The 14,163-nt window shown below is 58.4% G+C and carries 11 protein-coding genes; 5 read left to right on the top strand and 6 right to left on the bottom strand.

Annotated elements, in window-relative coordinates; genetic code table 11:
- Positions 1-49: 49 nt before the first annotated feature.
- On the bottom strand, positions 50-961 hold the full coding sequence (gene kdgD / locus AK821_RS02155) for a 5-dehydro-4-deoxyglucarate dehydratase (RefSeq protein WP_016984321.1): 912 nt from the start codon (positions 959-961) through the stop codon (positions 50-52).
- A 296-nt stretch (positions 962-1,257) separates the two neighbouring features.
- On the opposite strand from kdgD, the gene AK821_RS02150 reads away from it, so the two are divergent.
- Entirely contained in the window at positions 1,258-1,635 is a 378-nt protein-coding gene (locus tag AK821_RS02150) for a hypothetical protein (protein WP_064387921.1), read from the top strand.
- A 4-nt stretch (positions 1,636-1,639) separates the two neighbouring features.
- On the opposite strand, the gene AK821_RS02145 is transcribed toward AK821_RS02150, so the two are convergent.
- The 4 genes from AK821_RS02145 to AK821_RS02130 form a co-directional block, all read right to left on the bottom strand.
- Positions 1,640-2,389, bottom strand: coding sequence for a FadR/GntR family transcriptional regulator (locus AK821_RS02145; protein WP_175559635.1), 750 nt, complete (start codon positions 2,387-2,389; stop codon positions 1,640-1,642).
- 190 nt (positions 2,390-2,579) lie between these two features.
- Positions 2,580-4,307 (bottom strand): ABC transporter ATP-binding protein/permease, encoded by a 1,728-nt coding sequence (locus tag AK821_RS02140; RefSeq protein ID WP_064387919.1) that lies wholly within the window; start codon positions 4,305-4,307, stop codon positions 2,580-2,582.
- Positions 4,308-4,403: 96 nt separating this feature from the next.
- Positions 4,404-4,964, bottom strand: a complete 561-nt coding sequence (locus AK821_RS02135; RefSeq protein WP_003221630.1) for a response regulator transcription factor — start codon at positions 4,962-4,964, stop codon at positions 4,404-4,406.
- Complete coding sequence (locus AK821_RS02130) at positions 4,957-6,219, bottom strand: ATP-binding protein (protein ID WP_064387918.1); 1,263 nt, start codon at positions 6,217-6,219, stop codon at positions 4,957-4,959. Before AK821_RS02130 ends, AK821_RS02135 begins: the two co-directional genes overlap by 8 nt.
- A 315-nt stretch (positions 6,220-6,534) precedes the next feature.
- Between AK821_RS02130 and AK821_RS02125 the strand changes: the two genes are divergently transcribed.
- Positions 6,535-7,251 carry an SIMPL domain-containing protein gene (locus AK821_RS02125; RefSeq protein WP_064387917.1) on the top strand — a complete coding sequence of 239 codons (717 nt, stop codon included), beginning with the start codon at positions 6,535-6,537 and terminating at the stop codon, positions 7,249-7,251.
- A 169-nt stretch (positions 7,252-7,420) separates the two neighbouring features.
- On the opposite strand, the gene AK821_RS02120 is transcribed toward AK821_RS02125, so the two are convergent.
- Positions 7,421-7,780, bottom strand: coding sequence for a DUF6124 family protein (locus tag AK821_RS02120; RefSeq protein WP_064387916.1), 360 nt, complete (start codon positions 7,778-7,780; stop codon positions 7,421-7,423).
- Between the two features lie 974 nt (positions 7,781-8,754).
- Here AK821_RS02120 and AK821_RS02115 point away from each other — a divergent pair.
- The 3 genes from AK821_RS02115 to AK821_RS02105 all read left to right on the top strand — a co-directional run bounded on the left by AK821_RS02115 (position 8,755) and on the right by AK821_RS02105 (position 14,140).
- Positions 8,755-10,356, top strand: a complete 1,602-nt coding sequence (locus AK821_RS02115) for an ABC transporter substrate-binding protein (protein WP_064387915.1) — start codon at positions 8,755-8,757, stop codon at positions 10,354-10,356.
- Positions 10,357-10,616: 260 nt separating this feature from the next.
- Positions 10,617-12,242, top strand: coding sequence for an ABC transporter substrate-binding protein (locus AK821_RS02110; RefSeq protein ID WP_064387914.1), 1,626 nt, complete (start codon positions 10,617-10,619; stop codon positions 12,240-12,242).
- A 299-nt stretch (positions 12,243-12,541) separates the two neighbouring features.
- Positions 12,542-14,140 carry an ABC transporter substrate-binding protein gene (locus tag AK821_RS02105; protein ID WP_064387913.1) on the top strand — a complete coding sequence of 533 codons (1,599 nt, stop codon included), beginning with the start codon at positions 12,542-12,544 and terminating at the stop codon, positions 14,138-14,140.
- Positions 14,141-14,163 lie beyond the last annotated feature (23 nt).

Raw genomic sequence — 14,163 nt, 5'->3', positions numbered from 1 at the left:
TTTACGCAAAAAGCCGCTGATTACTCAGCGGCCGCGTTTTTGTCGGGTGTTACTGCGCACCTTGCTTGTCGATCAGCGCAGCGAGCATTTCGTACTCTTCGCCTGTCAGGTCGGTCAGCGGCGCGCGCACCGGACCTGCGTCGTAGCCGGCGATTTTTGCGCCTGCCTTGACGATGCTCACGGCGTAACCGGCCTTGCGGTTGCGAATGTCGAGGTACGGCAGGAAGAAGTCGTCGATGATCTTGCCAACGGTGGCGTGATCTTCACGGGCGATCGCGTGGTAGAAGTCCATCGCGGTTTTCGGGATGAAGTTGAACACCGCCGACGAGTAAACCGGTACGCCCAGCGCTTTGTAAGCCGCAGCGTAAACTTCGGCGGTCGGCAGACCACCCAGGTAGCTGAAGCGATCACCGAGGCGGCGACGGATCGACACCATCAACTCGATATCGCCCAGACCGTCCTTGTAACCGATCAGGTTCGGGCAGCGCTCGGCCAGGCGTTCCAGCAGCGGCGCGGTCAAGCGGCAAACGTTGCGGTTGTAAACGACCACGCCGATGTTGACCGATTTACACACCGCTTCAACGTGAGCGGCAACACCGTCCTGGCTCGCTTCGGTCAGGTAGTGCGGCAGCAGCAACAGGCCTTTGGCGCCCAGACGCTCGGCTTCCTGGGCGTATTCGATGGCCTGACGGGTCGAACCACCGACACCGGCGAGGATCGGCACGCTGGTTTCGCAAGTGTCGACGGCAGTCTTGATGATTTCCGAGTATTCGCTGGCAGCCAGGGAGAAGAACTCACCGGTGCCGCCGGCGGCGAACAAGGCTGAAGCGCCATACGGAGCCAGCCATTCCAGGCGTTTGATATAGCCCGCGCGGTTGAAATCGCCCTGCGCGTTGAAATCGGTCACCGGGAAAGACAGCAGGCCGGCAGAGAGGATGGACTTCAGTTCTTGTGGATTCATTATTCGAACACCCTGGTAGCAACGTTTTTTGTGATTGGTCCGTTCAGCCTTCGCTGAAGTTGTAGGTCATCGTACAACTTAAAAGATAACCGTCAACTGCATTTCATCGTTGTGGGTGGTTTTTTGTCGGACAAAACTGTTTAAGGCTTGGCAGGAATCGTCGAAAAAGCCCGTGTTTAAAGGGTTCTAGCGCGGAAATGTCTGGTCAAGATTCGTTTACTGAGCGTTGGAGAAACGCTGGGTAAGGTGCGACGACTGCCACGAAGGATCGTGGCGGACCTTCGAAGGAAACCGAAATGGTTGTGAATTATGCTGCGCCGACCCTCGCGCAAGTGGCCTCTGCCTCCGGCACTCTCACCCTTCAGCTATCCGTGCTGCCCGATGTATTGATCGTACAGGTCCCGGATTCGAGCGATTTTCCGGCGAACTGGAGTGTTTATCCGATTCTCGGCGACGACCCGGAACAGCCGGAATGGGCAGGTGACGAAGTGGACACCGGCACTTGGGACGATGCCGAAGATGACATGGAGAAACTGACGGGGATCGAATTGCAGATTTCCAGACAGGCACTTCATGCGTACCTGAATACGGATGTCGAATTGCGTTACAAGTTTGTTGATGAGTCGAGTATGGAGCCGTTTTCGCAGCCGTTGAGTTTACGGATCGTGGGCTGACGACTCAGCCCCTCTGCGCCTGCGCCTCTTCATGCGCCTGGCGCAGTCTTTCACGGCTGTTGGTCAGGTGCAGACGCATCGCCGCACGCGCTGCATCGGAATCCTGACGGGCAATCGCGTCGTAGATTTCTTCGTGCTCACGGCTCAGGCGGCTCATGTAGTGCTGCTGATCATCGTGAGCCAGACGCGCAGAATTGAGCCGCGTACGCGGAATGATGCTGGTGCCCAGGTGGGTCATGATGTCGGTGAAGTAGCGGTTGCCGGTGGACAGCGCGATTTCCAGGTGGAAGGCAAAGTCCGAAGCAACAGCATCACTGGCGTGGGCCGCGCTTTCGTTGAGTGCATCGAGGGCGGCGCGCATGGTCGCCAGTTGCTCGGCGCTGCGGCGTTGCGCGGCCAGGCCGGCAGACTCCACTTCGAGGCTGATACGTAATTCGAGAATCGCCAGCACATCACGCAGGGTGACGACGGTGGCCGGATCAATGCGGAAACCACTCGGGCTCGGCGTGTCGAGCACGAAGGTGCCGATGCCGTGGCGGGTTTCCACTTGCCCTGCAGCCTGCAAACGCGAAATCGCCTCGCGCACCACGGTGCGGCTGACGCCATGGGCTTCCATGATCGCCGACTCGGTGGGCAGTTTGTCACCGCGCTTGAGCAGGCCATCGCGGATCTGCTCGCTCAGCACCGTCACCAGTTCCTGGGCCAGGCTACGGCGCTTGCGCGGGAGGCGCGGGGTGTCGATCAGGTTTTCCATGGTTTGCATTTTGTCTCGAAAATTCGGCTTGTGGGCATCATAGCTCAAGCGGGTTGTACGATCACTTTCCGGTTTACATCACTTTATGTAGGAGTGAGCCTGCTCGCGATGACCGCCGCACATTCAGCATCGATGTGACTGACCCAACGCTATCGCGAGCAGGCTCACTCCTACAGGGGTTTAACGATGATCAGGCGGTCACGGTCTGTTCAACCAAATGGCCGCTGTCGATCCGCACGTGCCGTGGATGGAAGCGTTTCAAACTGCTGCGATGGCCGACGCTGACAATGCTCAGCCCCGGTATCTGATCAATCAACGCCTGATACAGCGTCGCTTCGTCTTCCTCATCCATCGCCGAAGTCGCTTCGTCCATGTACAGCCATTGCGGCGCATAAAGCATGGCGCGGGCGAACGCCAAACGCTGCTGTTCGCCCGGCGAGAGCATGCGTTGCCAGTGATTGGCCTCGTCCAGCCGCGCGACCAGATGCGGCAAGCGGCAGGTTTCCAGCACTTGTGCATAACGTTCCGGCGCGTAGGTGTCGCCCGGTTGTGGATAACTCAACGCCTCGCGCAGAGTGCCGATCGGCAGATACGGTTTCTGCGGCAGAAACAGATAGCGCGCCGCCGGCAGACGAATGTTGCCGTGGCCCGCCGGCCACAGATGCCCCATCGCCCGCAGTAAGGTCGACTTGCCGCTGCCGGAACGGCCGCTGAGCATGACACGCTCGCCCGGCTCGACGGTCATGTCGGCGCTGGTCAGCAGATGGCGACCGTCCGCCAGATCGAGGCCAAGGTTGTGCACCTGCAATTCACTGCCCTGATTCTGCACATCGATGGCTGGCACGCGCTCTTCGTTATCGGTCATCGCCTGACGGAAACTCAGCAGACGATCACAGGTGGCGCGCCAGGAAGCGAGGCTCTGGTACGCACTGATGAACCAGCTGAAACTTTCCTGGACGTTGCCGAAAGCCGAGCTGATCTGCATCAGCTCGCCCAACTCGATCTTGCCGGCCAGGTAACGTGGTGACGCCACAATAAACGGAAAAATGATCGCGGCCTGGCTGTAACCGGCAGTGAAAAACGTCAGGCGCTTGGACACTTTCATGATGTCCCAGAAATTGTGCCAGACATTGCCGAAGCGGGCGCTCAAGCGACGGTTTTCGTTCGGTTCGCCGTTGTACAACGCGATGCTCTCGGCATTCTCGCGAATCCGCACCATGGAAAAACGCAGGTCGGCTTCGAAGCGTTGTTGTTGGTTGTTCAGACCGATCAAACGACGACCGATCAAGTGTGTCAGCCAACTGCCCACTACCGCATAAACCAGCACACACCAGAACATGTAGCCGGGAATCGTGATTCCATAGACCTCGATACTGCCGGACACGCCCCAGAGAATAATCGAGAACGACACCAGACTGACGATATTGCGCAGCAGCCCGATACCCAGTTCGAGGGTGTTGGAGGTGAAGTTGTTGAGGTCTTCGGAAATGCGCTGGTCCGGGTTATCGGTGTAACCGCCCTGCTCCAGCTGGTAGTAATTCTTGTCGGCGAGCCAACGGGAGAAATGCTTTTCAGTGAGCCAGGCCCGCCAGCGAATCGTCAGCATCTGAGTCAGATAGAGCCTGTACACCGCACCGATAATCGCCACGGCCGCAATGCCGCAAAAATACAGAATCAAGCGCCAGAACGCCGCTTCGTCCTTCTTTTGCAGGGCGTTGTAGAAATCCTTGTACCAAGTGTTGAACCACACCGAGATGCCCACGCTCAGCAGCGAGAGCGCGATCACCGCAATCAGCAGCGTCCAGGCCTTGCCCTTCTCTTCACTGCGCCAATACGGCGTGATGATCGCCCACACCTTGCGAAAAAACTGCCCGCGCACAGCATCGTTGACCGCGGAATATTCAGCGTTCTGATTCATGGATAAGGCTCGATATAGAAAAGAACAGACACGCACCGATCATAAATGATCGGTGCGTTTTATCGCGAGGGCTGGCGATAGTCGTTCAGCGCAGGTTCAGCGACGAACCGGGCGCTTCTGCAGTTTGCGCTGCAGGGTGCGGCGGTGCATGCCCAGGGCGCGGGCAGTGGCGGAGATGTTGCCTTCGTGCTCGGTGAGCACGCGCTGGATGTGTTCCCACTGCAGGCGGTCGACCGACATCGGGTTTTCCGGCACCAGACTGTCGAGGTCGGCGTGCTCGGACAACAACGCGGCCAGCACGTCGTCAGCATCGGCCGGTTTGCACAGGTAGTTGCAGGCGCCGCGCTTGATCGCTTCGACCGCAGTGGCAATGCTCGAATAACCGGTGAGGATCACCACGCGCATTTCCGGGTCCAGCTCCAGCAGCTTGGGCAGCAGCACCAGACCGGAGTCGCCGTCCATTTTCAGGTCGAGCGCTGCGTAATCAGGCAGATCGGCCTGGGCGATGGTCAGGCCTTCCTCAGCGGAGCCGGCGGTGCTGACGCGAAAGCCACGGCGAGCCATGGCGCGGGCCATGACGCGGGTAAATGTTGCGTCGTCGTCGACCAGCAGCAAATGCGGCAGTTCTTCGCCTTCGACTTGGATTTCGTCACTCATGTTGGTCTCCTCGGGCGCCGTGGGGCAGGCGCAGCTCGGTGAGCGTGCCGCCTTCCTCATGACTATAGAGTTTCACTGAGCCGCCGGCGCGTGTCACGCTGGCCTTGCTCAAAAACAGGCCCAGGCCGAAACCTTTGCCCTTGGTGGTAAAAAACGGTTTGCCGATCTGCTCGGCGATGGCCAGCGGCACACCGGCGCCGTGGTCACGAATGCTGATGGTCAGGTTCTCGACGTCCCAGTCCAGGGTCACCTGGAGATTTTCCGGGCAGGCATCGGCGGCATTGTTGAGCAGATTCAACAGTGCCTGCGTCAGATCCGGCGGCGGCGCCATACGCGGCACCGTGCCCTGGCCGAGACGGTGGAAGCGATAACTGGCCTCCGGACGCATCAGGTGCCAGCGGTTGAGGGCTTCGTCAAGCCAGTCGGTGACGTCCTGCATCTCGACGGCCAGACGTCGATTGGCTTCGGCGGCGCGGACCAATTGCTGCAAGGTTTCCTTGCACAGTTTGACCTGGTCCTGCAGCACCTTCAGATCGTCCTGCAACAACGGGTCGGGATGATCCTGCTGCATCTCCTTGAGCAGTACGCTCATGGTCGCCAGCGGCGTACCCAATTCATGCGCCGCGCCAGCGGCCTGAGTGGCAACAGCCAGCAATTGCTGATCGCGCAGGCCTTCTTCGCGGCGAATAGCCCGTAACTCTTCCTGACGGCGCAACTCTTCGGCCATGCGTGCAGCGAAGAACGTGATCACTGCAGCGGCCAAGGCAAAGCTTAGCCACATACCGTAGATCTGCAGATTCTCGCGGGCCACCGGCAGGGTTTCCAACGGATAGAAACGCGTGAGCATCACGGTGTACAGCGCCAGCGCGATGCCGGACAGGATCACCGAATAGCGCCACGGCAGCGTCACCGCCGCGATGGTCAGCGGCACCAGATAGTAAGAAACAAACGGGTTGGTCGAGCCGCCGGAGAAGTACAGCAACGCACTGTGGATCACCAGATCACATGCCAGTTGCAGCGCATATTCGAGTTCGGTCACCGGCCACGAAGTGCGCAGGCGCACGGCGGTAAACACGCAGAGCAGCGTCGAGCAGCCGAGGGTCATCGCCAGTTGCACCCACGGCAACGGCAACAATTGCAGCCAGTAGGCCAGGCCTACGGAACCGGCCTGCGCGGCGAGCACCAGGGTGCGGATGAAAGTCAGCCGCCAGAGATTCTGGCGAGTGGCGGAAGTCAATTGTACGGGGGCGAGCATGAGCTCTCCTGATGAGCGCTCCAGGCGGATCGCACGGAGTATAACCAACGCACGGCCTCGAGAGGCGAAAGTGCGGCAAACGACCACATGGCAAAAACATTATCGGCGGCTATAAGGACGCCTTCGCGAGCAGGCTCGCTCCCACCTTTGAAATGCATTTCCCTGTGGGAGCGAGCCTGCTCGCGAAGGGCTGCGCAGCAGCCCCGGCCATCTGTATAGAAGTTGTAACTGGGCGAACCGGATCACAGAAGCTAGAGTCTGATGGTTTCACGCAGGCCCCCGAACCATCACCTGCGCCCTCATCAAGGAGCTTTCATGCACACATTTCGCCGCAGCGCCGCCCTTCTCGCCCTGACCGTCGGCAGCATCGCCAGCCTCCCGGCCCTGGCCGCTGATGAGCTGCATTACAACCAGATTTCCCTGCGCGCCGAAGTCAGCACGGAAGTCGCCCGCGACCTGATGATCGTCACCCTCTACACCGAAGAGCAAAACACCGACCCGGCGAAACTCGCCGCCGACGTCAGCACCACCATGAACAAGGCATTGGCCCAGGCCAAGCAAGTCAAGGACATCACCCTGCGCCAGGGCAGCCGCAACAGCTACCCGATCTACGACACCAAGGGCCAGAAGATCACCGGCTGGCGTGAACGCGCCGAACTGCGCCTGGAAAGCGCCGACTTCGCCGCCCTGTCGAAACTCACCGGCGAACTGCTGGGCGACCTGAAAATGGGCGGTATGGACTTCGCCATCGCCGACCCGACCCGCAAGTCCAGCGAAGACAAACTGCTGGAAGAAGCCGTGACTGCATTCAAGAACCGCGCGCAACTTGCCACCGACGCACTGGGCGGCAAGGGCTACAAAATCGTCAACCTGAACCTCAACAGCAACGGTTATCCACAACCGTACCTGCGCGCACCGATGATGATGAAAGCGGCAGCGATGGATTCGGCCCCGGTGACGCCGGAAGTCGAAGCGGGCACCAGCCAGGTGAGCATGACGGCTGATGGTTCGATTGAAGTGTTGATGCAGTGATTTGATGTGGGCTGAATGAAAGACCGGCGATCAGTGAATGATCGCCGGTTTTTTTGTGTCCGAATTTTGGGGGGAATGATCTGCCCTCATCGCGAGCAGGCTCACTCCTACAGAGGAATGCATTTCAATTGTAGGAGTGAGCCTGCTCGCGATGAACGATAACGCGGTATCAAGCCTGCGGATCAACCCGATCCAGCGCCCGATTCACCGCCAACTCCGCCAGCATCACAATCTGCTGAATCGCCAACGCCGTGCTGCGTTGCGGGCGGCTGAGCTGATCAGCGAAATCGCCTGCCATGACATTCGCCGAAGCGAGTGACTCGCAGGCATGCGCGAGCAGACTTTCCGTGTCGATGTTCGGATGGACAAGGAACATCGTGCTGGGTAGACGCGGTTTACTGGGTTCGGGGCTGAGGTAGAAGTCGAGGGCGCGCTTTATCGCTTCGCGGTTTTTGATCTGATCGTCGGCGCGGATGGCGTCTTCGAGCGGGGTTGTGGATTCGAGGGGGGGGATCGGGGACAATTTGATCTTTCATAAAAATCTGCTCGTCATTCGAGCCGCCCTCAGCCATTTCTCACGTGGCAAAGGGTGGCAGCTATGTGCGGAGTGAGAAACCGGTGAGCAGAAAACCGGCCAGACCGAAGTCTGCCCGCACACAGCCGCCATAAGGCATTGCGACGGCTAATAAACCGGCCGCAATTATGGTCTTACTGGTGCTAGTTTCAAGCTCGGCGGGCTCTCACACCCGATCACTGAACATTCAGCGATACCCAGAGCCTAGAGAGCCGACGTCCGACGGACAACCTGAAAACCCTGTGGGAAGGTTCTGGTTATCTGACACAGATTTAAACAGTCAAAAGCAAACCCTCACCCTAGCCCTCTCCCAAAGGGAGAGGGGACTGACCGAGGTGTTTGGGCGAGCTACGCCGACGTGAAATACCGAGTCGAACTCAGATTTTGAAATGCCCAAAAATCGGCTCCCTCTCCCTCGGGAGAGGGCTGGGGTGAGGGGCAAATCCAACTCAAAACTAAAGCAGACACCCGCTTTTCACCACTCAATAGGCCGAGTGTCAGCTCGCCTGCTTTTGATCTTGATCCACGGGCGACGTCGGAAGGCTGAGTGGAGGGATTGATCCGGGCGTGGGAGCGCAGCGACCGTTTGGCGAAGCCAAACACAGCGGGAGTAGGTGCAGCGAAGCAAACCGGAGACGCTGCGCCCGGATCGATCCCGGAGCGAAGGAACCCCGAGCCCCAGCGAGCGGGCCGCACGCAGGAGCAAGCGTTTTTGGTTACTTTTTTCTGGGCCGGCATTCCGGGCGTTTGTAAAAAGTGACCCGCCGTAAGGGCGGAACCCTAAGCAGCCATCACCGCAGCAACGGATATGCCCACAACCGCTGGATATACCGAGATAGACACTCCCCCAAGAAAAACGATATTTCCGAAGCCCCCCAAATCCCCGCTACCCTGAAATCACAACCACCTCCAATCTCCCCGGGGACTCCATGGAAAGATTCACCCTCAAACCACTACTAATCACCCTCGCACTAACAGCCATAGCCCCGATCGCCAACGCCGCCACAACACTCGTTTATTGCTCCGAAGCCAGCCCGGCAGGCTTCGACCCCAGCCAATACACCAGCGGCACCGACTTCGACGCCTCCGCCGAAACCGTCTTCAACCGCCTCACCCAATTCAAACGCGGCGGCACCGACATCGAACCCGGCCTGGCAACCAAATGGGACGTCTCCAGCGACGGCCTGCAATACACCTTCCACCTACGCCAAGGTGTGAAATTCCACACCACGGAATATTTCACCCCGACCCGAGACTTCAACGCCGACGACGTCCTCTTCACCTTCCAGCGCCTCCTCGACCCAGACAACGCCTTCCGCAAGGCCTACCCCGCCGAGTCCCCCTACTTCACCGACATGGGCCTCAACACCACAATCAAATCGGTAGAAAAACTCGACGACAACACCGTGCGCTTCAACCTCAACAACGTCGACGCCGCGTTCGTGCAAAACCTCGCCATGAGCTTCGCCTCGGTGCAATCGGCCGAGTACGCCGCGCAGCTGTTGAAGGAAGGCAAAGCCGCCGACCTCAACCAGAAGCCGATCGGCACCGGCCCGTTCGTGTTCAAGCGCTACCAGAAGGATTCGCAGATCCGCTACGCCGCCAACACGGCCTACTGGAAACCCGAAGACGTGAAGATCGACAACCTGATCTTCTCGATCACCCCGGACGCCGCCGTTCGCCTGCAGAAACTCAAGGCCGGCGAATGCCAGGTCAGCGGCTATCCGCGCCCGGCCGACATCGAAGTGATGGAAAAAGACCCGAATCTGCGCGTGCTAAAACAGGCCGGTTTCAACCTCGGATTCCTCGCCTACAACACCACCCACGCGCCGCTTGATCAGCTCAAGGTGCGCCAAGCGCTGGACATGGCTATCGACAAACCGGCGATCATCAAAGCCGTCTACCAAAGCGCCGGCCAGTTGGCGCAAAACGCCTTGCCGCCGGCGCAATGGTCGTATGACCCGACCATCAAGGACGCCCCATACGACCCGGCAAAAGCCCGGGTGCTACTGAAGGAAGCAGGGGTTGCGCCGGGTACAACCATCAACCTTTGGGCAATGACAGTGCAACGCGCCTCGAACCCGAATGCGCGGATGTCGGCACAGATGATCCAGCAGGACTGGGAGAAAATCGGCATCAAGGCCAACATCGTCAGCTATGAATGGGGCGAGTACATCAAACGCGCGAAAAATGGCGAACACGACGTCATGATCTATGGTTGGACCGGTGACAACGGCGACCCGGACAACTGGCTTGGCGTGCTGTACAGCTGCGCGGCAGTAAAGGGCAGCAACTACGCCAAATGGTGCGATCCGGCTTACGACAAACTGGTGCAACAAGCCAAGTTGTCCACCGACAAAACGCAGCGGGTAAAACTGTATCAACAGGCGCAACTGATCCTTAAACAGCAGGTGCCAATCACGCCGATTGCCAACTCCACGGTGTTCCAGCCATTGCGCAAGGAAGTCACTGATTTCCGTATCAGCCCGTTCGGTCTAACCCCCTTCTATGGCGTCGGTATAAATAAGTAACACCAAGCCCCAAGGCGGCGCGCACAACATGACCAGCGCACCGTTTTGGGGCTCCATTTGCACCGTAAAAACCACCCGCAAACGGTCAAATGCGTCAAAAGTTACACAGATGCGACATTAAGGTACGTACGTGCCACCGTTTAACGCTCGCTCACACTCTGGATCTTGCAATGGGTATGGCCCCTGCATAAGTATCCGCAGGCACGACTCACGAGGTCGTACCTCACAACTAAAAAATGACAACAAATCATGAGGCCAACATGCTTAAACACGCGGTCATTCCGTTTCTAGTCGGCGCAGGCTTGTTAGCCTCCGCACCTTTCGCATCCGCTGCGACTAACCTGGTGTTCTGCTCCGAAGGCAGCCCGGCCGGTTTCGACCCGGGCCAGTACACCACCGGAACCGACTTCGACGCCTCAGCTGAAACCATGTTCAACCGTCTGACCCAGTTCGAGCGCGGCGGCACCGCTGTGATTCCTGGTCTGGCGACCAAGTGGGACATTTCCGATGACGGCCTGACTTACACCTTCCATTTGCGTGAAGGCGTCAAGTTCCACACCACCCCGTATTTCAAGCCGACTCGTGATTTCAACGCCGACGACGTGCTGTTCACCTTCAATCGCATGATTAACAAGGATGACCCGTTCCGTAAGGCGTACCCGACCGAATTCCCGTACTTCACCGACATGGGGATGGACACCAACATCACCAAGATCGATAAAGTCGACGAGCACACCGTCAAGTTCACTCTGAAAGAAGTCGACGCTGCGTTCATCCAGAACATGGCCATGAGCTTCGCTTCGGTGCAGTCCGCCGAGTACGCTGCCCAGCTGCTCAAGGACGGCAAAGCCGCCGACATCAACCAGAAGCCGATCGGCACTGGCCCGTTCGTGTTCAAGAGCTACCAGAAAGACTCCAACATCCGCTACACCGGCAACAAGGACTACTGGAAGCCTGAAGACGTGAAGATCGACAACCTGATCTTCGCCATCACCACCGACCCGTCGGTACGTATTCAGAAGCTGAAAAAGAACGAGTGCCAGGTCACCCTGTTCCCGCGTCCGGCCGACCTGAAAGCGCTGAAAGAAGACAAGTCGCTGAAGATGCCTGATCAGGCTGGCTTCAACCTTGGCTACATCGCCTACAACGTGATGGACAAGGTCAAGGGCAGCAACGAGGCCAACCCGCTGGCTGACCTGCGCGTACGTCAGGCGCTGGACATGGCCGTGAACAAGCCGCAAATCATTGATTCGGTTTACCAGGGCGCAGGCCAACTGGCCGTTAATGCCATGCCGCCGACCCAGTGGTCTTACGACACCACCATCAAGGACGCCAAGTACGATCCTGAGAAAGCCAAACAGCTGCTCAAGGAAGCCGGCGTCAAGGAAGGTACCGAGATCGTGCTGTGGGCGATGCCGGTGCAGCGTCCGTACAACCCGAACGCCAAACTGATGGCTGAAATGCTCCAGTCCGACTGGGCCAAGATCGGCTTGAAAGTGAAGATCACCAGCTACGAGTGGGGCGAGTACATCAAGCGCTCCAAAGGTGGCGAGAACCAGGCCATGATCATTGGCTGGAGCGGTGATAACGGTGACCCGGACAACTGGCTGAACGTACTGTTCGGCTGCGACTCGCTCAGCGGCAACAACTTCTCCAAATGGTGCGACAAGAAGTTCGACGGCCTCGTCAAGGAAGCCAAGCGCACAACCGACCAAGGTAAGCGCACCGAACTGTACAAAGAGGCACAACACGTCCTCAAAGATGCAGTCCCGATGACACCTATCGCTCACTCGACGGTGTACCAACCCATGCGCGCCAACGTGCAGGACTTCAAGATCAGCCCATTCGGCTTGAACTCCTTCTACGGCGTCAGCGTCAGCAAATAAGGCACTGCAACGGCGACGTTTTTGACGTCGCCGTTGTTTTACCTGCCGGGAAGTCAGGAAATTGCCTACAGCCAATTCCACTGCGGATTACAACAGTGGTATAGGACGCGTCGCCTTTTCCTACGAGCTTTAAGGCATTTACGCATTTACTGCCAGGACCGCGGCCCCTACCGTCGGGTACTGACCAGTTTCTGTGTGGGCCACCGGTTTGCCGTACGTACTGGATTGAGCTCGATGCAGCCAAACGTCTCAGGATGGGACGGCGGCGCATTGAACAACACTAAAAAAGAGGGAGCGTCATGCGCCATACCTTGATTTTTTCCGCATTGCTGGGCGCCGGCCTGATGGCCGCCTCGTCCGCCAGTTTCGCCGCCAGCAAGAGCCTGGTGTTCTGCTCCGAAGGCAGCCCCGCCGGTTTCGATACCGCGCAATACACGACAGCGACCGATAACGACGCGGCCGAACCGATCTATAACCGGCTGGTCGAGTTCGAAAAAGGCGCGACCAACGTCGTACCGGGTCTGGCCACCAAGTGGGATATTTCCGAGGATGGTCTCAAATACACCTTTCACCTGCGTGAAGGAGTGAAGTTTCATACAACGCCGTACTTCAAGCCAAGCCGCGACTTCAACGCCGACGACGTGCTGTTCACGTTCAATCGCATGCTTGATGCACAGCAGCCATTCCGTAAGGCTTACCCGACCGAGTTCCCGTACTTCAACGGGATGAGCCTGAACAAGAACATCGCCAAGGTCGAAAAGACCGGGCCGCTGACCGTGGAGTTCACGCTAAACAGCGTCGACGCCGCGTTCATCCAGAACCTCGCCATGAGCTTCGCCGCCATCCTGTCCGCCGAATACGCCGACAAGCTGCTGGCCGACGGCAAGCCGAGCGATATCAATCAGAAGCCGATCGGCACCGGGCCATTCGTATTCAAGAGTTATCAGAAAGACTCGAACATTCGTTACACCGGCAATAAACATTACTGGGACCCGAGCCGGGTCAAACTCGACAACCTGATCTTTGCAATCAACACCGACGCCTCGGTGCGCGTGCAGAAACTCAAGGCGGGCGAATGCCAGATCACCCTGCATCCGCGCCCTGCCGATGTTGAAGCGCTGAAGGCCGATCCGAAACTGCAGTTGATCTCCAAGCCGGGTTTCAACCTCGGCTACATCGCCTATAACGTGCGCCACAAGCCCTTCGACCAGCTCGAAGTGCGCCAGGCGCTGGACATGGCGGTGAATAAACAGGGGATTCTCAACGCTGTTTATCAAGGCGCCGGCCAACTGGCCGTCAACGCCATGCCGCCGACCCAGTGGTCCTACGACGACAGCATCAAAGACGCCGCCTACAACCCGGAAAAAGCCAAAGAGCTGCTCAAGGCTGCCGGTGTCAAAGAAGGCACCGAGATCACCCTGTGGGCGATGCCGGTGCAGCGTCCATACAACCCGAACGCCAAACTGATGGCCGAAATGCTCCAGGCTGACTGGGCGAAGATCGGTCTGAAAGTGAAAATCGTCAGCTACGAATGGGGCGAGTACATCAAGCGCACCAAGAACGGCGAGCACGACATCAGTCTGATCGGCTGGACCGGTGACAATGGGGATCCGGACAACTGGCTCGGCACGCTGTACAGCTGCGATGCCATCGGCGGCAACAACTACTCCATGTGGTGCGATCCGGCGTACGACAAGCTGATCAAACAGGCCAAGGTCGTCACCGACCGTGACCAGCGCACCGTGCTCTATAAACAGGCCCAGCAATTGCTTAAACAGCAAGTGCCGATCACGCCTGTCGCCCACTCGACGGTCAACCAGCCACTGAGCACCAGCATCGAAGGGTTCAAGGTCAGCCCATTTGGTCGCAACGTGTTCTCGGGTGTCAGTATCGATTAACCCAACCGATTAGCCGCAACGCT

The sequence above is a fragment of the Pseudomonas sp. RIT-PI-r genome (genome assembly GCF_001297015.1).
Classification (GTDB): Bacteria; Pseudomonadota; Gammaproteobacteria; order Pseudomonadales; family Pseudomonadaceae; genus Aquipseudomonas.
This window is presented reverse-complemented; position numbering and strand designations above follow the sequence as displayed.